General features: G+C 63.7%; 18 protein-coding genes and 1 pseudogene. 14 read left to right on the forward strand and 5 right to left on the reverse strand.

Annotated elements, in window-relative coordinates; genetic code table 11:
• The first annotated feature begins 83 nt into the window (after positions 1-83).
• Both kduI and HHL22_RS12195 read left to right on the forward strand, forming a co-directional pair.
• Positions 84-914: a 5-dehydro-4-deoxy-D-glucuronate isomerase gene (gene kduI, locus HHL22_RS12190; protein WP_169531616.1), complete on the forward strand. Its 831-nt coding sequence runs from the start codon at positions 84-86 to the stop codon at positions 912-914.
• Positions 915-1,073: 159 nt separating this feature from the next.
• Positions 1,074-2,261 (forward strand): DUF4861 family protein, encoded by a 1,188-nt coding sequence (locus HHL22_RS12195; protein WP_169531618.1) that lies wholly within the window; start codon positions 1,074-1,076, stop codon positions 2,259-2,261.
• Between the two features lie 56 nt (positions 2,262-2,317).
• Here HHL22_RS12195 and HHL22_RS12200 read toward each other — a convergent pair whose 3' ends face one another.
• Complete coding sequence (locus HHL22_RS12200) at positions 2,318-3,430, reverse strand: glycoside hydrolase family 53 protein (RefSeq protein WP_169531619.1); 1,113 nt, start codon at positions 3,428-3,430, stop codon at positions 2,318-2,320.
• Between the two features lie 220 nt (positions 3,431-3,650).
• Between HHL22_RS12200 and HHL22_RS12205 the strand changes: the two genes are divergently transcribed.
• The 3 genes from HHL22_RS12205 (at position 3,651) to HHL22_RS12215 (ending at position 5,513) form a co-directional block, all read left to right on the forward strand.
• Positions 3,651-4,049, forward strand: coding sequence for a hypothetical protein (locus HHL22_RS12205; RefSeq protein ID WP_169531621.1), 399 nt, complete (start codon positions 3,651-3,653; stop codon positions 4,047-4,049).
• Positions 4,050-4,344: 295 nt separating this feature from the next.
• Positions 4,345-4,668: a hypothetical protein gene (locus tag HHL22_RS12210; RefSeq protein ID WP_169531623.1), complete on the forward strand. Its 324-nt coding sequence runs from the start codon at positions 4,345-4,347 to the stop codon at positions 4,666-4,668.
• 176 nt (positions 4,669-4,844) lie between these two features.
• The gene (locus HHL22_RS12215; protein WP_169531624.1) at positions 4,845-5,513 is read left to right on the forward strand and encodes an outer membrane beta-barrel protein; all 669 of its coding nucleotides are present in this window, start codon (positions 4,845-4,847) and stop codon (positions 5,511-5,513) included.
• A 115-nt stretch (positions 5,514-5,628) separates the two neighbouring features.
• Here the strand turns inward: HHL22_RS12215 and HHL22_RS12220 are convergent.
• The 4 genes and pseudogenes from HHL22_RS12220 to HHL22_RS12235 form a co-directional block, all read right to left on the reverse strand.
• Positions 5,629-6,363, reverse strand: a pseudogene (locus HHL22_RS12220) (NADPH-dependent F420 reductase); the annotation flags it as partial.
• A gap of 172 nt (positions 6,364-6,535) precedes the next feature.
• Positions 6,536-7,708: a formylglycine-generating enzyme family protein gene (locus HHL22_RS12225; protein ID WP_241738093.1), complete on the reverse strand. Its 1,173-nt coding sequence runs from the start codon at positions 7,706-7,708 to the stop codon at positions 6,536-6,538.
• Between the two features lie 38 nt (positions 7,709-7,746).
• Positions 7,747-9,246, reverse strand: coding sequence for a sulfatase family protein (locus HHL22_RS12230; protein WP_241738094.1), 1,500 nt, complete (start codon positions 9,244-9,246; stop codon positions 7,747-7,749).
• 151 nt (positions 9,247-9,397) lie between these two features.
• The gene (locus HHL22_RS12235) at positions 9,398-11,542 is read right to left on the reverse strand and encodes a carboxy terminal-processing peptidase (protein ID WP_169531628.1); all 2,145 of its coding nucleotides are present in this window, start codon (positions 11,540-11,542) and stop codon (positions 9,398-9,400) included.
• A gap of 500 nt (positions 11,543-12,042) precedes the next feature.
• Between HHL22_RS12235 and hxsC the strand changes: the two genes are divergently transcribed.
• The 9 genes from hxsC to HHL22_RS12275 all read left to right on the forward strand — a co-directional run bounded on the left by hxsC (position 12,043) and on the right by HHL22_RS12275 (position 18,821).
• On the forward strand, positions 12,043-12,927 hold the full coding sequence (gene hxsC, locus HHL22_RS12240; protein WP_169531630.1) for a His-Xaa-Ser system radical SAM maturase HxsC: 885 nt from the start codon (positions 12,043-12,045) through the stop codon (positions 12,925-12,927).
• A gap of 322 nt (positions 12,928-13,249) precedes the next feature.
• Entirely contained in the window at positions 13,250-13,384 is a 135-nt protein-coding gene (locus HHL22_RS24245; RefSeq protein WP_262888380.1) for a transposase, read from the forward strand.
• Positions 13,385-13,526: 142 nt separating this feature from the next.
• A complete protein-coding gene (locus HHL22_RS24475) occupies positions 13,527-13,679 on the forward strand; it encodes a transposase (RefSeq protein WP_169531631.1) in 153 nt (50 codons plus the stop codon).
• Positions 13,680-13,682: 3 nt separating this feature from the next.
• A complete protein-coding gene (locus HHL22_RS24480) occupies positions 13,683-13,820 on the forward strand; it encodes an IS3 family transposase (protein ID WP_169532420.1) in 138 nt (45 codons plus the stop codon).
• Positions 13,821-14,073: 253 nt separating this feature from the next.
• Positions 14,074-14,289, forward strand: coding sequence for an integrase core domain-containing protein (locus tag HHL22_RS24485; protein ID WP_394354460.1), 216 nt, complete (start codon positions 14,074-14,076; stop codon positions 14,287-14,289).
• A gap of 296 nt (positions 14,290-14,585) precedes the next feature.
• Complete coding sequence (locus tag HHL22_RS23625; protein WP_195809279.1) at positions 14,586-14,861, forward strand: hypothetical protein; 276 nt, start codon at positions 14,586-14,588, stop codon at positions 14,859-14,861.
• A 53-nt stretch (positions 14,862-14,914) separates the two neighbouring features.
• Entirely contained in the window at positions 14,915-15,550 is a 636-nt protein-coding gene (locus HHL22_RS12265) for a (2Fe-2S)-binding protein (protein WP_169531633.1), read from the forward strand.
• Positions 15,547-16,581 (forward strand): FAD binding domain-containing protein, encoded by a 1,035-nt coding sequence (locus HHL22_RS12270; RefSeq protein ID WP_169531634.1) that lies wholly within the window; start codon positions 15,547-15,549, stop codon positions 16,579-16,581. The genes HHL22_RS12265 and HHL22_RS12270 overlap by 4 nt, the downstream gene beginning before the upstream one ends.
• 5 nt (positions 16,582-16,586) lie before the next feature.
• Positions 16,587-18,821 carry a xanthine dehydrogenase family protein molybdopterin-binding subunit gene (locus HHL22_RS12275; protein WP_169531635.1) on the forward strand — a complete coding sequence of 745 codons (2,235 nt, stop codon included), beginning with the start codon at positions 16,587-16,589 and terminating at the stop codon, positions 18,819-18,821.
• The last annotated feature ends 20 nt before the right edge of the window (positions 18,822-18,841 follow it).

Raw genomic sequence — 18,841 nt, forward strand, 5'->3', positions numbered from 1 at the left:
ATTCGTAGCTAAAAGTCATTCGCGTAGCCAGCTGCGAAGCAGCGTATCCGCGAAATCCGTTAAATCCGTTAAATCTGCGATTTATGAAGAACCGATTTGCCATTGGCCCGCGCGAGACTGCCCAGCTGGATACAGCGGGCCTGCGCCAGCATTTCCTGATTGAAAATATCTTCACGCCCGGCGCCATCGAGCTGACTTACACCCATTACGACCGCATGATAGTGGGTGGCGCGCAGCCCGTCGCCGCGCCCCTGGCCCTGCCCTGCCCCGATAGCCTCAAGGCCCAGTACTTCCTGGAGCGCCGCGAGCTGGGCGCCCTGAACGTGGGCGGGCCCGGCCGCGTGGTGGTAGATGGGCAAGGCTGGGAGCTAGGCCCGCAGGACTGCCTGTACGTGGGCCGCGGCAGCCAGCAGGTGAGCTTCGAGAGCCTCGACGCCGCCAACCCGGCCAAATTCTACCTGCTGTCGGCCCCCGCTCACAAGGAGTACCCCACCGCCCGCCGCACCCAGGCCGAGGCCACGCCCGTGGAGATGGGCGCCCGCGAAACCGCCAACGAGCGCACCATCTACAAGTACATTTTCAGCGAGGGCCTGCCTAGCTGCCAGCTCGTGATGGGCCTCACCCAGCTCAAGCCCGGCTCGGTGTGGAACACCATGCCCAGCCACGTACACGACCGGCGCATGGAGGCCTACCTCTACTTCAACCTGCCGGCCGGCCAGCGGGTGCTGCACATGCTGGGCGAGCCCCACGAAACCCGCCCGCTGTGGGTGAGCAACGAGCAGGCTATTCTGTCGCCGCCGTGGTCCATCCACACTGGCTGCGGCACCAGCGCCTACGCCTTCATCTGGGGCATGGCCGGCGAAAACCTAGAGTACACCGACATGGACGCCGTGGCCCTGGCCGACTTGCGCTAAGGGCTAGCAAACAGCATAAAAGGGCGGTCATGCTGAGCTTGTCGAAGCATCTCTATCGCTTCGTCAGGCGACACGGTAGAGATGCTTCGACAAGCGGACGCCAGATGAGCATGACCGCCCCTCTTGATACTATAAGCTTTTGACATCTTACATGCCCCTATGAAACTCCTGCTGCTTGGCGCGCTGGCTACCCTAGGGCTGGGCCTGGCGCCCGCGCCAACCCCCACGGCTACCATTACGGTGCGCAACCCCCTAGGGCAGGCGCGCCCCGCCGAAACCGTGAGTTTGCCGCTGGCCCAGCTGCCGGCGGCCGTGCGCGGCCTCGATGCCACCAGCCTGCGCGTGCGCGACGCGGCCACCCAGGCCGTGCTGGTGAGCCAGCTGCTGGACAGCGACGGTAACGGCCAGCCCGACGAGCTGCTGTTTCAAACCGCCCTGCCGGCCAAGGGCACCAAAACCTTTACCCTAGGGCCCGGCCTGGGCGATATGCCGCCGGCCCCGCTCACCACCTACGCCCGCTTCGTGCCCGAGCGCACCGACGACTTTGCCTGGGAAAACGACCGGGTGGCGTTCCGCACCTACGGCCCTAATGCGCAGGAGTTGTACGACAAGAAAGACCCCGCCGGCACCCTAAGCAGCGGCATGGACTGCTGGCTGAAGCGCGTGCCTTACCCCATTATCGACCGCTGGTACGGGCGCCACCAGTACGAGAAGCCCTTTGCCTACCACACCGACCAGGGCGAGGGGCACGACCCCTACCACGTGGGCAGCAGCCGCGGCACCGGCGGCACCGGTGTGCTCGCAGGGGGAAAGCTCTACGTGTCGCGCAACTTCAGCAGCTACAAAATCCGGGCCCTAGGGCCCATCCGCACGGTGTTTGAGCTGAGCTACGCGCCCTGGCCCGCGGCCGGCCAGACCGTGACGGAAAAGAAAGTTATCAGCCTCGACCTGGGCTCGAACCTGACGCGCTACGAGGAGTACCTGGCCGCCGATAAGCCCTTGCCCAACTGCACCATCGGCCTGACGCTGCACGAGGCCAAGGGCCAGGTGCGGGCCGACCGCGCCGCCGGCTGGTTTCGCTATTGGGAGCCCACCGACGACTCGAACCTGGGCACCGGCGTGGTAGTGGCCCCCAGCTACCTGCTTGACTACCAAGACCACCGCAGCCCCGAGAAGGACAGCAATCAGCTGTACATGGTCACCAAGCCAGAGCAAGGCACCGTTATCTTCTACGCCGGCTTTGGCTGGCAGAAAAGCGGGCAGTTCGCCTCGGCCGCCGCCTGGGATGCCTACCTGGCCGACTTTGCCCGCCGCCTGGCCGCCCCGCTGGTGGTAAGCTGGCAGTAGCTCCTGCAAGCCTGCGCCCGCAACCGCCCCTAGGGCCGTGCGCGCCGCTAGCGCACCTACCGGACGGGCTTTTTACGGGTGCCGGGCGCGGGCTTTTTGGCCGGCACGGTGGGGGCTGGCTTAGCCGGCTCCTCCTCCAGAAAGGCCCGCAGGGCGGGCGAGGGCTGGCCGTCGTCGGTCCAGGCGCTGAGCTGGTAGCCGCTCCAGCTTTTGGCGCCTTCCGGCTCCCAGTAAAACACGCCCAGGCCCTTGCCCTGGGGCACGGCCCGCACGGCTTGCAGCGTGGCGGCCAGCAGGTCGTAGGTGTTTTGCACCAGCGTGTAGTCGCCGCCCACTTCGGCTACCACTACCTCCTTGCCGGGGTAGCGGCTCACCATATCGAGCAGGTTGGCGCGTAGGTTGGCGATGGAGGCGGTGTAATCCTGCTTGAGCCAGTAGGGGTAGTACGACATGCCAATGACGTCGAACCGGCCGCCGTTCTTGGTCAGCGTGTCGAAGAAGTTGCGGTACAGCGCGTTGTCGTTGCCCCGGTCGAGGTGCACTATCACCTTCGAGGTGGGGCTCACGGCCTTCACGGCCTCGTAGCCCTTGGTAATAAGCTGGGCGAGCTGCGCCGGATTTTTAGTGCTGCCCTCGGGCCAGAGCATCCCGCCCGGAATCTCGTTGCCCACCTGCACCCACTCGGGCGTCACGCCGCTGGCTTTCAGGGCCGTCATCGTGCTGAAGGTGTGGTCGTACACATCGGTCAGCAGCTGCGCGAAGGAATGGCTAGCCCAGGTGGCGGGCTTGGCTTGCTTGCCAGGGTCGGCCCAGGTGTCGCTGTAGTGAAAGTCAATCATCACTCGGAAGCCCAGGTCGGTGGCGCGCTTGGCCATGGCTACCACCTCGGCGGGGCTGCAGTGCCCGCTAGTTTTATCGGCCGATGGGTTGACGAATACGCGCAGCCGTATCGAGTTGATGCCGCGGGCTTTGAGCAGCGAAAAGCAGTCCTGGGGCTGGCCCTGCCCGTTGCGAAACACGTAGCCGGTAGCTTCCATCTGCTGCAGCCAGCCCACGTCGGCGCCTTTGGCAAACGCCTGGGCGGCGGCGGTAGTAGGGGCCAGCAAGATGGCGCCGGCCAGGCCCAGCAGTAGGGCCGCGCGCCGGCAGGTCAGGGAAAGAGAGCGCATAAGGAAAGGCAAAAAAGACCACCACAATAACCGGCCGCCGCCACCAGGACCACCAGGCAGCCCCGCAACGCCCGGCGTCGGCGCGGGGAGGTCGGTAAAGCTACCCACTTCCGGCCTTACCACCGCTTGCGGCCCCAGCCGCCCTAGGCCGCTGGTGGGGCAAAGTCAACTGCTTTTAGACCCGCCGCCGGGTGGTGCCGCCCCGCGTAACCTCCTTTGTATGAAACACTTTTTGGTTTTTGTCTCACTGCTGCTGGCTGGCCCTAGGCCCGGCAGCTGGGCCCAGGCCAGCCCGGCCCGGGCGCTGCGCGTGGGCGCCGCCAAGGTCGAGGCTACCCCCTCAGCAACCGAGCGACCCTCGAGTTTCACGGGCGTGCTGGACCCGCTCTACGCGCGGGCCATTGTGGTGCGCAACGGCGCGGCCACCGTGGCGTTGGTGTCGGTCGATGTCATTGCCATTCTGGAGGCGCTGTGGCAAAGCGTGAGCAGCCGCGTCGAGCGGGAGCTGAAGATTCCGGCCACCAGCCTTTTGCTCACGGCCACCCACTCACACAGCGCGCCCTGCGTACGCTACGCCAGCCTGGCCGACCCAGTAGTAGCGGTGGTGAAGCTGGCCTAGCAGCGGCTGCAACCCGCCCGCATGGGCTACGGCACGGGCGTGGCGTAGTCCAACGCCAACCGCAACTTAATGGCCCCCCAAACGCCCCGCTGGCGGGAAAGCCCCAACTACGACGGGCCGTCCGACAAAACGGTGGCCGTACTGCAGTTTGAAACGCCGGCGGGGGCGCCCATGTGTACTACAACTACGCCATACACGCCGTCATTAGCGGGTAGCTCGACCTGTTGAGCGCCGACGTGCTGGGCGCGGCCTCGCGCTATAGCAAGAACTCGTTTGATAGCCAGGTGATGGCTTTGTGGTCGACGGGGCAGAGGGCGACCAGAACCCGGCTTACTTTCAGCAAACCTACGACTTGCGCGAAATCCGGGTGCAGGACTACGCCAAGCGCGGCGAGGACATCAGCAATAAACTACATTCCCAACGATGCCGCTTTCAGCCACTACACCTTCGAGGTGATGTTGTCGCGCCTCCCCAGCTCGGTTGCGCCGAAAGCAGCATTGTAGATGGACTGCTAGCCTTGCTGGACGACGCCCGTAAGCAAGCACTGACCCTAGAGCAGCGCAGTTGGTTGCTGCTGGTCGCGGTAGGTTTAAGCGAGGCTAGCCAGCCGAGGAAATAGCTAGCCGGCGTATAGCCAGGGAGTTGGCGGGGTGGGGCAGGGGGCAGGCACCCCTAGCTGGCTGGCCGCCGGATGGGGGCAGCCACTAGCAGCCCAACGCAGGGGGTGCCATTCGCGTAAAGGTGCGGCGTTCCAGTTGAAATAATTCAGTTGTATTGCCACATCTTCAGCTTTTTATGAAACACATTTTCCTTACGGCGGCGCTTGCCCTAGGGGCTTTGGCGGCCCAGGCTCAGCAGGGTTCCTTTTATGTTGGCGGCCAGGCGGGTTTTAACTCGACTACCACCACCGCCAACAACAGCGGCACGAGCGCTACCACCAGCAAGCTCAACAACTACAGCTTCTCGCCCGAGGTGGGCACCTTTTTCACCAATCAGGTGCAGTTTGGGGTTGGCTTTACCTTCAGCGGCTCGAAGCAGGAAAACCCGAACGCCACGGTAATCGGCACTACGCTCAGCACCACGATTAATCGCTACGGCGGCACGGTTTACAGCCGCTACTTCTTTGGGGAAGGCAATTTTCGTCCTTTTGTGGGCGTGAACGTGTCGCTATTGCCCGGCAACAGCACCATAGAAACCGTTGGTAGAGTTACCCCCGTCACTACTGAATCTAGCACGCTCGATTTTGGCGCCAATATCAACGCCGGCTTTGGCTACGGCCTCACCAAGCGCCTGACGGTAGTGGGTTCGTTTGGCACCTTTGGTTACCAGAGTTCCACCTCCAAAGAGAAGGGTACCGACAATAAAATAACCACTACTAATTTCGGGCTCAACGCCAACACGCTGGGTAACCTCTTTACCGTGGGCGTGTACTACACCTTCCGGGCGCCCAACAACAATAACTAATGCCTCCGCTTGCTAGCAGCGGCCCCACGGCCTAGGGCAACTAACGCAGTTAGAAAGGTAAGGGTGGTCAGGCTGCGCTTGCGCAGCCTGACCACCCTATTATTATCCTCGTAGCTTACGACTGCGCCTGCTTCATTATGGCCTTTTCTTGGGCCGCGTGGTTGGCCGCAAACTGCGCGCGCTGCTCGGGGGTGCGCTCGTGGCCCAGGCTGCGCAGTTGCTCGCGCAATTCCGGTTCAGACAGGTCGGCGCCGTAGCACGGCGTGCCGGGCTGCTGCCGCCACGACTCGCGCAGGCTGCCATCTTCCACGGCGTCGAAGCCCAACTCCTCGACTAGGGCCATCACTTGGCGCTTGGCAGCCTCGTCGTCACTGGCCACGGGCAGGGCAATGCGGCCGGGCGTGCCGACGGGCTGGCCCAATTTTTCGAGGTGCGCGGCGTAGATATTGTTAAACACTTTCACCACCGGCCGGCCTAGGTGCTGCTGCACCCACTCGCTCTCGGTTAGGTCGCCGCTTTCCAGCTCGAGTATCCGGCCGTCGCGCAGCAAGGGGTAGTAGTTGCTAGTGTCTACCACCGGCACGCTGGCGGGCACGCCGTTGAATAGGTCTTTGGGTAGGTCGGGGATATTTTTCAGCGGAATGGTCACCACGATAAGCTCGCCGTGGCGGGCGGCTTCCGTGGCCGTAACGGGCTTAGCCCCCGTTTTCTGAGCCACGTCGCCCAGCGTCTCGGGCCCGCGCGAGTTGGCAATGTATACTGTGTGGCCCAGGCTGGTGAGCCGGGTAGCCAGAGCGCTGCCAATGTGGCCCGCCCCAATAATTCCAATGTTCATCTGGCGTGAAGTATAAAGTTGGCGCCGCGGCCTCGTGCCGCTGCGAGCAACCTAAACAACCTCGGTGGCCAATTGCTTTTTTCGCGCGCGCCGCCAGCGCCGGCAACCGCCCCGCTGGTACTAGCAGCCGGGCCGGGGCTGGCGGCCCCGCACCCACTTGCGCGTCCTCCACCCCCCCTAGGGCGCTTTACTGGGGCGCATCGGCCACGCAGCGGAAGCCGGTGTTTTCCAAGCCCGTATCGGGGGCCGATTTCATGCGCGCCGACACGCGGTAGCCCGCGCAGTAGGCGGCCGCGCACAGAAACGAGCCGCCGCGCACCACCCGCTTGGGCGTGGCGGGCTCCTGCGGGTCGAAGCTGGTGGCGGGGCCGGCCGGGTGGCGGGCCACCCGGCCGCTCAGCTGCTGGTAGTAGTCGGGCCGGTACCAGTCGGCGCACCACTCCCACACGTTGCCGGCCAGGTCGTAGAGGCCGTAGCCATTGGCGGCGAACGACTTGACGGGCGCCAGCCGCGCAAACTTATCCCAGGTGGTGTTCTGGTTGGGGAAGTGGCCCTGCCAGGTATTGGCCTTGGGCTGGCCCTGGTCGATGGGCTCGCTGCCCCAGGTGTAGGGCTGGCCCGGCCGGCCGGCGCGGGCGGCGCATTCCCACTCGGCCTCGGTGGGCAGGCGCTTGCCGGCCCAGCGGGCGTAGGCCCGCGCATCGTCCCACGACACCTGCACTACCGGGTAGTGCTCGCGGCCCCGCAGGCTGCTGCCCGGCCCGGTGGGGTGCCGCCAGCTAGCGCCCGGCTGCCAGCGCCACCACTGGCTGGCATCGTCGAGCGGCACGGCCCCGGCCGGCGGCGCAAATACCAGGGAGGCCGCTACCAACAGGCTATCGGCGGGCCTAGGGGTGCCGGGCGGCAGCTGCTGCTTCAGCACCTCCCAGTCGGGCGTCTTTTCGGCCGTCGTCACGTAGCCCGTCGCCGCCACAAAGCGGGCAAACTCGACGTTCGTCACCTCCGTGGCATCCATCCAGAAGCCACCCACGGCAACCTGGTGGCGCGGGTACTCGTCGGGCCGGCCCAGGCGGTCGGCCGCGCCCATGGCAAAGGTGCCGCCCGGCACCCACACCATGCCCGCGTGCGAAGCTGCCCCAGCGGCCGGCGGCCCGGCTCTTTTTACGTGCGAGCCCGCAGGCGCCACTGCGAAGCGAGCCGGCAGCTTCGCGCAGCAAGCCCCATTCGCCGCCCTAGGGGCCGCGGTGGCCTGGGCCATGACCCCCGCGGCGGGGGGCGTGCCGGGCGAGCAGGCCACCAGCGCCAGCAACGGCAGGTTCCGCAATCCCTGCATTACCAATGTATTAACCGCGCGGCTCATGGGTAATAGGCCGCCCGGCGCGGGTAGCGCGGGCGGCTTTAGTCATTGTAGGGGTGGCGATAGTCGCCGAAAGGCTGCTTCACGGTGCGCTTGAGTGGAATGGCCATGCCACCCGTCTGCTCCAGCCAGTCATACAAGTAATTGGCCATCTGTTGCGTTCGCTCCGCGTATTCCGGCCGGCTGATAAGGTTGGTGGTTTCGTTAGGGTCCTTCTGAATGTCGTACAGCTCGTTGGTGTCCCAAATGCCTTGGTAGCGAATGTACTTGTACTGGTCGGTGCGCACGCCAAAAACGGTGGGGGTCATCGGAAAGTCATACTCCCAGTAGTACTCGTAAAAAATCTTGTCCCGCCAGGCCACGTTCGGGTTGCGCAGCAAAGGCAGCAGCGAGCGGCCGGGCATATAGGCCGGGGCTTGCAAGCCCGCGGCGGCCAGCACGGTCGGGGCAATGTCGGTGTTCTGCACCAGTTTGGTGATGGTTTGCCCGCCCGCAAACAGCGCGGGGCAATAGGCCAGCAGCGGTACCTTCACCGACTCTTCGTAGAACTGCCGCTTGTCAATCAGGCCGTGCTCGCCGAAGGCAAAGCCATTGTCACCCATGTAGATAACCAGCGTATTCTTATCCAGGCCTTCTTGCTGGAGGTAGTCCAGCACCGCCCCCACGCTGTCGTCCACGCCCAGCAGGGTTTCGCAGTAGGTCTGCACTAGCTGCTCGATACTGATGTGCTCGTGGTAGGGGTAGTCTACCCCGTGCCAGCTGTAGCGCTGCTGCTTCACCCATTCGGGCCAGCCGAGGGCCTTGTAGTCGTCGGCCAGCGTTTGGTAGTACGTGGGCGGCAGGGGGTAGGGCTGGTAGCGGTAGCGGCCCTTGTGGCGCCGGGCGGGGGCTAGGGGCGAGTGCACCGCCTTGTGCGACAAGTACAAGAAGAACGGCTTGCGCTTGTCGCGGCCCTTGAGCCAGCCCAGCGCGTGCTCGGTCAGCAGGTCCGTGATGTAAGTAGAGTCTTGATAAGCCACGCGCCGGCCGTTGATGTTCAGCGTCGGGTTGTAGTATTCGCCCTGGCCTTTAAAGCTCTCCCAGTGGTTGAAGCCGGGGCGGGGGGCGTCGTCCTCCTCGCCCATGTGCCACTTGCCCAGGAAAGCCGTCTGGTAGCCCGCCCGCTGCAGGTATTGCGGAAAGAAGATGGTGTTGGGCGCTACGGGCGCTAGGTTGTCCACTACCTTGTGCACGTGCGAGTACTGCCCCGTCAGGATGGAAGCCCGGCTGGGCGAGCAGAGCGACGTGGTGACGAACGCGTTTTTTAGGTGCGCCCCGCCCTGGTAGAGGCGGTCCAGGTTGGGGGTTTTTAGCCAGGGCAGCTTGCCCGTAAAGCCCATAAAATCATACCGATGGTCGTCCGTCAGAATAAACACCACGTTGCGCGGCTGGGCGCCCGGCACGCGGCCGAGGGCCGGTAGCTTTTGCGCCCGCGCCGGCAAACCCATCCCTAGGGCTGCAAGCAGCCAAAAAGCAAGGCCTAGGCGGGCAAGCAAGAGCATAGCGGACAAGAAAGAAAAGTGGGTGCCAGCGCGCAGCCCCGGCGGCCTGGCTGCGCGCCAGCTACGGCTGAAAAGATAAATCGTAGCCTACCAGCTCACTGGCCGCGCGGGGCCTAGGGCCCCACTGGCCGGTCAGTGGAACCCAGCAAGCTTATTGCTCGTCCTTGAGCACGGCCACGGCCTCGCCCAGGGTCAGGTCTTTGTCGAGCCCCCTGGTGAAGCGCATAGCCCGCTTGGTCAGCGCCGAATCGTTTTGCAGGGCTTGGCGGTCAGCTGCTAATTGGCTAAAGTTTAAGGGCTTCGCTGTGGCTTGCAGTGCCTCGTACTTGTCCGACTCGGCTTGCAGCTGCCGCTGCCAGGCGCGGTACTTGGCTAGCTGCAGCGGCACCACAGTTTCGGCTTGGCGCTTGCGCAGGCGCTGCACAATGGCCGCCAGCTGCTGCAGGCTGGGGTTGGCGGCCACGCGGGCCTTGCTGTTAGCTTCGAGCTTGGCGTAGTCCGGCTGGTTGTCCCAGGGGTGGTAGCTGGCCGACTTAATCTCGTCCCACTTCAGCGGGTAGTCGGCGTCTTTCTCCCCCTCATCCAGGTACGAGGCCACGTCGGGCAGCACAATATCGGACGCCACGCCCTTGAACTGCGTCGAGCTGCCCGTGACGCGGTAAAACTTCTGCATCGTGAACTTCAGCGACCCTAGGGGCTTGTAGGCGCCCAAAGTGGCCGGCAGCGTGGCATCCAGGTCGATGATGCGCTGCACCGTGCCCTTGCCGTAGGTGCTGGTCGTGCCCATAATCAGCCCCCGCTTGTAGTCCTGAATGGCGGCGGCCACAATCTCGGAGGCCGAGGCGCTATGCTTGTTCACCAGCACCACCAGCGGGCCGGCGTACTGCACCCTAGGGTCGCGGTCGTTGAGCACGGTGGTGGTGCCGCGGCTGTCGTGCACCTGCACCACCGGCCCGCTGGGCAAGAATAAGCCCGCCATTTCCACGGCGTCGCGCAGCGAGCCGCCCCCGTTTTCGCGCAGGTCGAACACAATGCCCTGCACGCCCTCGGCCGTGAGCTTGGCCAACTCCTTCTGCACGTCGGCGGCCGATGAGCGCCCGCCTTCGCCGTTGAAGTCGGCGTAGAATACCGGCAGGCGGAGGTAGCCGATTTTGAGGCCGCTCGGGTCATTTATCACTGCCGACTGGGCGTAGGTGGCCTCGTTCACCACCACGTCGCGGGTTAGGGCCACCACCTTGGTCGAGCCATCCGTTTTTTTCACCGTTAGGCGCACCTCGGTGCCCTTCTTGCCCCGAATGAGGGTCACGGCCTTATTAGCGTGCCAGCCCTCGATGCTCACCGGCTCGGCGGCGCCCTGGGCTACGCGCAAAATAGCGTCGCCCTTCTTCAACTCGCCCTGCCGGTAGGCAGCCGAGCCGGGCACGATGTCCTCAATGTAAATCAGCCCGTCGCGCTCGTGCAGCAGGGCCCCGATGCCGTCCATGCGGCCCGTCAGTTGGTAGTCGAAGTCTTCTTTGCGCTGGGGCGCCAGGTAGTCGGTGTGCGGGTCGTAGGTGTTGGCCAGCGTGTTGGCGTAGCGCGCCAGCACTTCCTCGGCGTTGGGCTGGTCGGCAAACTGCTCGTCGTAGTAGGCGCGCACGCGCTGGCGGGCGGCCACTTCCAGCTGGGCCACGGTGCGGTCGGCGGGCGCGGCGGGCGGGGGCAGGTGGTGCAGGCTAGCCACGCGGGCTCGGTCGCGGCGCTTGTCCTGCTCGTCCAGCAGCTCGGCCACGCGCACCAGGGTTTCGTACTTCAGCAGCTTGCGCCACTGCTCGCGCTGCTCGGCGGCAGTAGCCGCAAAAGAGGCCTGCTCGAAGTCCGTCTGGATAGTTTCGTCGGCGTCGAAAGTAAAGGGCTGGGCCAGCAGCTCGCGCGTGAGGGCCTGCACCTGCTTGGTGCGCTCGGCCAGCAGCTTGGTGCTGAGGTCCAGAAACTCGTGGGTGCCGCGCTTGGTTTCGTCGTCAATATCGGTTTGCAGCTGGGCCAGCCGGGTTACGTCGGGTTGCAGCAGAAACTTCTTGCGGTAGTCCAGGCGCTTGAGCGAGAGGTCAAACACGCGCTTGCTAAAGGCATCGTCGAGTCGCTCGGGCTGGTAGTGCGCCTGCGAGAGGCCCTGCACGATGGTGCCCACCAGCACCTGCTCTTTGGTGGGCGGCTCCTGCGCAGCTTGGCGCTCATAGAACCGGTAGGAAGCGAGGCCAAAAAGAGCCGCCGCGAGGCCGGCGTAGGAGCCGATTTTGAGAGGAGTAGCAGCCATAGTGCGCATTGGTAGAAAGCCTCGCTAATGTAGGGCCTAGGGTCTTACTTTACCCCAATGCCACGGATGGTATTCCGAAACTAAAGTCTGATAGCCACCGATTGCACGAGGTGGTGCGCGGACTTGATTTAGATAGCTTCGGTATGTGTCAGCATCCTTTGTGCCAACCAGCTCAGCCACCTAAACTGCACCGTGCGCGAGTAAATCGGCAAGACTACCTCCGTCCACCTGGCCGGGCGCATGTTCACCGAGGCCAAGGCTCCGCTGCTGCACACCAGTTAAGGCGCGGCCGCAATGGCCTGTGCTTTAGGCTTGAGTACCAAGCTACTTTGCCCTACGCTGGCATTATTACGGCTAACCCTACGTTGCCCGCCCACTGGACGGGGCCGGGCCTAACGCACGTACTTGATGCCGTACAGCTGGTTGCGGGCGACGTAGTGTCCATTACACCCGCTGGACAACTCACGCATCAGTACCGGGCTGATTCACCCTAAAACTTCTTGCTGGCCACCGAGCGCTGTAACAGCAACTGCCTGATGTGCTCGCAGCCATCCAAGGACCGAGACGATACAGGATACTTGCTTGACCTTTACCGCCAAGTCATTCTGCTGATTCCAACTAGTTGCCCTGCGTTGGGTATCACTGGCGGCGAGCCAACGCTGCTGGGGGAAAGATTCTCTGAACTGCTGAGCCTGTGCCAACACTACCTGCCTTACACTGACCTGCACTGCCTTACCAATGGGCGCAGCTTCGCCTGGCGAGCTTTTGCCGAACGACTGGGTGCGTTAGGTCTCGACCAGCTGATGCTAGGCATTCCGCTTTATGCCGACCACGCCTCACTGCACGACTATGTATTACAGGCACGCGGGGCCTTCGACCAAACCGTGCGCGGGCTGCATGAGCTAGCAGCCGTGGGCCAACGAATAAAGATTAGAGTAGCTCTACATCAACTTACGATATTACGCTTAAGCAAGTTAGCTCGCTTTATCTACCGCAACTTTCCCTTCGTTGAACATGTGACGTTCGTGGGACTAGAAAATATAGGTTATACCCCGCACAACCGCTCCAAGCTCTGGCTCGACCCAGCTAACTATGCTAACGAGCTGACCGAAGCTGTAAATTTCTTGGCTGCTCATCGGTTGCATGTATCTATTTATAATCAGCAGCTATGCGTATTGTCCCAAGTACTGTGGCCCTTCGCCCGCCGCTCCATTTCTGATTGGAAGAACATCTATCTGCCGGCCTGCGAAAGCTGCGCATTACAAGCGCAGTGCGGAGGATTTTTTGCCTCATGTGGCACACTGCATAGCCAATTCATTAGTCCTGTTTCCTTCGATAACACTGTCGTAGAATCAAGTTTTTTGAACAAAGTCAATATTTGCTAATTAGCGTCTTCGGAATTATAAAAAGACGCTAAATGCGACGTTTTTTGGGCTACGACTTTGCTATTTCCGCCAGGGAAATCGCGGAAATTAGCGTCTTTTTGCAACACCTTTTTCAAAAGGTTGCAAAAACCTGTTTTTAGCGATTCGCAGCGTATTTGCGAGTTAAAAAATAGTACTATTCTATTTTAGCTTCAATGAATGAAATGGCTATGTAAAGCAAGGGTAGTTTGCATTAAGCTAGTCGTAGGAATAATGGATGGAAGAGGATGTACACTGAGGTGGTCCAGGTAGACAAGAGAGTTTAGGGTGGTAATTTCCCCTCATGGACAAACTAAACAAGTGGCGCAAATACGACGAGGCCTTTAAAGCCGAAGCCTTGCACTTGGCCCGCGAGAGCAGCTCTACCCAGGCGGCCGCCCGGGCCTTAAACATCGACCCCAAGCATATCTACCAGTGACAACGCTAAGCCCAGGTCCCGCTGCCGGCCGACCCTACGGAGGCGGCTGAGGTGCGCTAGCTGTGGGCCACCAACCGGCGGCTAGAACAGGAGCTAGAAATTTTAAAAAAGCCATCACCATATTTTCGATTCCGCCAACTCGATGAGCTGCTGGCAGTTTATTGATCAACAGCGCAGTGGCTACTCCGTCAAGCTGCTTTGCCGGATACTGAACGTGTCATCGGCCCGCTATTATACCTGGCGCAAGCAGCAGCGCCCGGCCTTGACGCAGCCGGTGGCTGAGCCGTGGAAATAGGCCCTGCCAGAAGCCTTTGGACAATACAAGCGCTGCTACGGCACGCGCCGGTTGCGGGTCGAGTTGCAGGCTCAGGGCTACCGCATAGGCCGTCAGCGCCTGCGCTCAGCCATTCGCTGCCACGGGCTGCGGGCTATTTAGCCCCGCACTCAATACCCCGCGCACGACCGACTCGACCCACGGGCTGCGCTGTGCTCCGAACCGGCTGCTCAACCAGTCCAAGCCAAGCTACCCTAATCAAGTCTGGGGCAGCGATGGTGGGCTGGCAGGTACTCGACGCTATACCCGAAGGGTTGGTCACTAGCGCCTTACGCCAAGCCCTGCTGACCCGCCATCCGGCCTGCTCGTTCACTCCCATCAGGGCGGGCAGTACTGCGCCAACGCCTACCGCGCCCTGCTCGACCAGCACGACTGCCTACGCCCACCAGGTCGGCGCGACGAATGCCTCGACAATGCGCAAGCCAAGAGCCTGTGGTCACGGCTGAAGACGGAGGAATTAGGGTCCCGCGAGTGGCCCGTGTTCCGCGACCTGACCGACGCGCAGCATAGCGTGGCCACTTATTTTGATTACTACAACCACGAGCGCCGGCACTCGGCGCTCGCCTATTAAACCCCACAATCTTTTTACCTTCAACAACTTAAAAATACTATTCTAAATTCTCCCACTTAACCGGACCACCTCAAATTAATTGAGAACCCGACTGGGCAGGTTCGGAGTAATTAACAGCAGGCTGTCGGATTCGTCACGCTATACGGCTACTCATCTGCTCGAATTGGGCATTCAACCAAGATTATTAGGCAGGCCCTAGCCATACGCTGACCTTCGCACATGGCTCACTACTACCAGGATACGGGCAGTAGTCTTGGCCGCCTTGTTCCTCGGTACAGTTACGTAGCCCTGCCTAGATGCTTACCAAAGCGGAGTTTGAAAGCTTATTGGACTGCTATTTCGCAGGCAAGCTGCCGCCAAACCAGTCGAGGCACGTGCTGGAGCAGTGGCAACGGCAACTGGACCAGGATGAGCCGCCGGCGCTAAGCGCGGCAGAGCTGGAAGAAAGCCGCCGAACCACGTGGGCCCGCATTCAGGAGCTGACCGCCAGCAGAATACCTCCCGCCAGCAGCCAGCCCGCGGACGTGGACATCAACGAGATTATCTTCCGCCCCACCCGCCAGGAATTGTGAGACGAGTCACCAACGGCCCGCCGTAACTTACTCTTGCTTAACCACTCTTATCTATGCGTGACGAATCCCAGCCGCTCCCGGAGCCGGGCCAGCCCGACCCTTCCCGGCGCGCTTTCCTCAAGCACTCCTCGGCCCTGGCCGCGCTGGCGCTCACCCCGCCGGTGGCACTCACGGCCATCGACCACAGCCTCGACGAGCGCCTGGCCGCCGCCTTCGAGCAGCTGCCGCTGCAGGTGCGCATCAACGGCCAGGCCCAGCAGCTGAGCGTGGAGCCGCGCGTGACGCTGCTGGATTTGCTGCGCGAGCAGTTGGGGCTGACCGGCACCAAGAAGGGCTGCGACCACGGCCAGTGCGGGGCCTGCACTGTGCACGTGGACGGGCAGCGAGTGAACGCCTGCCTGACGCTGGCCCTCACCACCGAGGGGCGCGAGGTAACGACCATCGAGGGCCTGGGCAGCGAGGACAAGCTGCACTGCATGCAGGAGGCTTTTCTCAGGCACGACGGCTTCCAGTGCGGCTACTGCACGCCGGGCCAGATAATGAGCGCCGTGGCCTGCGTGCGCGAAGGCCACGCCGACACCCCCGAGCAGGTGCGCGAGTACATGAGCGGCAATATCTGCCGCTGCGGGGCCTACGCCAACATCGTGGCGGCCATTTTGGATGTCAAAGCCAGCGGTCAGAAAGTATGAACCCCTTCTCCTACGCGCGGGTCACGACCCCGCCGGCCGCCGTGGCGGCCCGCACCCAGCAGCCCGGCAGCTACTTCCTGGCCGGGGGCACCAACCTGGTGGACTTGCTCAAGCGCGGCGTGGTGGTGCCCGAAAAGCTCGTGGACATCACCCGCCTGCCGCTCACCGCCATCGAGGCGACCCCGACGGGGCTGCGCATCGGAGCGCTGGCCAAGAACTCGACCGTGGCCGACCACGAGCTGGTGCGCCGGCAGTTTCCGCTGCTCTCCCAGGCCCTGAACGCCGGGGCCTCGGCCCAGCTGCGCAACATGGCCACGGTAGGCGGCAACATGCTGCAACGCACCCGCTGTGCTTATTTCTACGATACCTCTTTGCCCTGCAACAAGCGCGTGCCCGTGCAGGCCGGCCCTGACAAGGGCCAGCCCAACGGTCCCACCGGCTGCGGGGCCCTAGGGGGCTACAACCGCATGCACGCCATTTTCGGGGCCGATGCGGGCGTGGCCGCGCCCAAGTGCATTGCCGTGCACCCCAGCGACATGTGCGTGGCGCTGGCCGCCCTGGAAGCTACCGTGGTGGTGGTGGGGCCGAAAGGGGAGCGCCGGATTGCCTTCCGCGACTTTCACCGCCTGCCCGGCGACAACCCGCGCCAGGACACGACCCTCGGGGCCGACGAGCTGATTACGGCCGTGGAAGTGCCCGCCAATGAGCTGGCCGCGCACTCGACCTACCTGAAGGTGCGCGACCGGGCCTCCTACGCCTTCGCCCTGGTGTCGGTGGCGGCGGGGCTGCAACTGGAAGGCACTACCATCCGGCAGGCCCGGCTAGCCATGGGCGGCGTGGCCCACAAGCCCTGGCGCTTGTTTGAGGCCGAGCAGTTTCTGCGCGGCAAGCCCGCCACGCTGGCCACGTTTCAGCAGGCCGCCACGCTGGCCATGAAAGGGGCCAAGGGCTACGGCGAAAACGACTTCAAGCTCACGCTGGCCCCCAACTCCCTCGTGGAGGCCCTCACCCTGGCCACTACCCCCGCTTAATTCTTATGGACATTAATCCCAAGAACCAGCCCGTGGACCGGGTGGACGGGCGGCAGAAAGTCACCGGCTCGGCTAAGTACTTCGCCGAGTTTGCCCTGCCGCGCACGGCCTACTGCGTCATCGTGGGCAGCACAATCGCCCGCGGCACCCTCGACCAGCTCGATACCAAGCGGGCGGCGGCCGCGCCGGGCGTGCTCGGCGTGTTCACCCACCTCAACATGCCCGCCATTCCGGGCTGGGACGCGCCCGTGGGCGGGCAGGCCGATGGGCCACCGCCCCAGCCCACGGCCGAAACCTACCGCATCCTGCGCGGCACCAAGATTCTCTTCGACGGGCAGCCGATTGCGATGGTCGTGGCCGATACCTTCGAGCGGGCCACCTACGCCGCCTCGCTGGTCAAGGCCACCTACACCCGGCAAACGCCCAAGACCGACCTGAACAAGCATCTGGCGGCGGCCATCGCGCCCAGCATACCGTGGATGAAGGACTACTCGCGCGGGCAGGCCGAGGCCTACAAGACCGCGCCCGTGGTGCTCGAAGCCGACTACGTCGTCCCCACCGAGGTGCATAACCCGATGGAGATGCACGGCATCCTGGCCCAGTGGACCAGCCCCACCAGCCTGCTCCTCTACGCCAAGACGCAGGGCGTGAACGCCACCCAGCGGGCCATGGCCCAGGCCTTTAAGCTTGACCCGCGCAATGTGAAGGTGCACACTGAGTTCATGGGCGGCGGCTTCGGCATGGGCCTGCGCACCTGGCCCCAGGAAACGGCCGTGGTGGCCATCGCCCGCCAGCTGGGCCGGCCGGTGAAGCTGGTGATGACCCGCAGCCAGATGTTTCAGCTGGTCGGCTACCGGCCCCACACGCGGCAAACCATCCGCATGGGAGCCGATGCCACGGGCAAGCTCGTGGGGCTCGTGCACGAGGCCACGGCCGAGACGGCCACCTACGAGGACTTCACGGAGGGCACCGTGAACATGAGCAAGTTTCTCTACGCCTGCCCCAGCATGCAGACCCGCTACCGCCTCGTGCGCCTCGACCGGGGCGTGCCCATCTGGATGCGCGGGCCGGGCGAGGCTACCGGGGCCTTTGCCCTGGAGTCGGCCATGGACGAGATGGCCCACAAGCTGCACCTCGACCCGCTGGAGTTTCGCCTGCGCAACTACTCGGAAACCGACCCCGAGCACAACCGGCCCTACTCCAGCAAGAACCTGCGCGAGGCCTACGAGCGCGGGGCCGCGGCCATTGGCTGGCGCAACCGCCCGGCTACGCCGGGCAGCCAGCGCGAGGGCGAGTGGCTGGTGGGCTACGGCATGAGCACGGGCACCTTCAACGCCATGCGCTGGCAGGCCACCGTGCGGGTGGTGCTGCAAGCCGACGGGTCGCTGCTGGTGCAAAGCGCCGTCACCGACATCGGGCCCGGCACCGGCACGGCGCTGACCATCATCGCCCACAACGTGCTGGGCGTGCCGCTCGACCGCATCAAGGTGCAGTACGGCGACACGTCGCTGCCGCCCGCCCCCACGCAGGGCGGCTCGGCGATAGTGTCCACCGTGGGCTCGGCCGTGTTCGATACCTGCTCGGCCGTAAAGCAAACGCTGGTGGAGCTGGCTACCCGCCCCGGCGCGCCGCTGGCAGGCCACCAGGCCGAGGAATTGGCCCTAGCCGACGGGCAGCTGTTCGTGGAAGCCAAGCTGGCCACGCAGGTGGCCGTGGCCGAACTGCTGCGCCAGAACCAGCTGGCTAGCATCGACAAGACAACCGAGTCGAAGGGCGGGCCGGAGCAGCAGAAATACTCCTTTTACTCCTACTCCGTGCACTTCGTGCGGGTGCGGGTGAACCCGCGCACGGGCGTGGTGCGCGTGACCAAGACCGTGAGCGTGGCCGATTCCGGGCGCATCATCAGCCCCAAGACGGCCGCCAGCCAGATGATTGGCGGGGTAGCCGGCGGCATCGGCATGGCCCTCACCGAGGAAGCCGTACTCGACCACCGCTTCGGGCGCTACGTCAACAACAACCTGGCTGACTACCACGTGGCCGTACACGCCGACGTGCCGGAGATTGAAACCATCACCATCGACAAGCCCGATTACCTGCTCAACCCGATGGGAGCCAAGGGCATGGGCGAGATTGCCCTGATTGGCTTCGCGGCCGCCGTGGCCAACGCTGTGTTCAACGCCACCGGCCGGCGCGTGCGCGAGTTGCCCATCACGCTCGATAAACTCCTGGCGGTTAGCTGAAGCCGCGCGCCGGGATTGGG

Source organism: Hymenobacter polaris, from assembly GCF_012927305.1.
GTDB classification, from domain to species: Bacteria; Bacteroidota; Bacteroidia; order Cytophagales; family Hymenobacteraceae; genus Hymenobacter; species Hymenobacter polaris.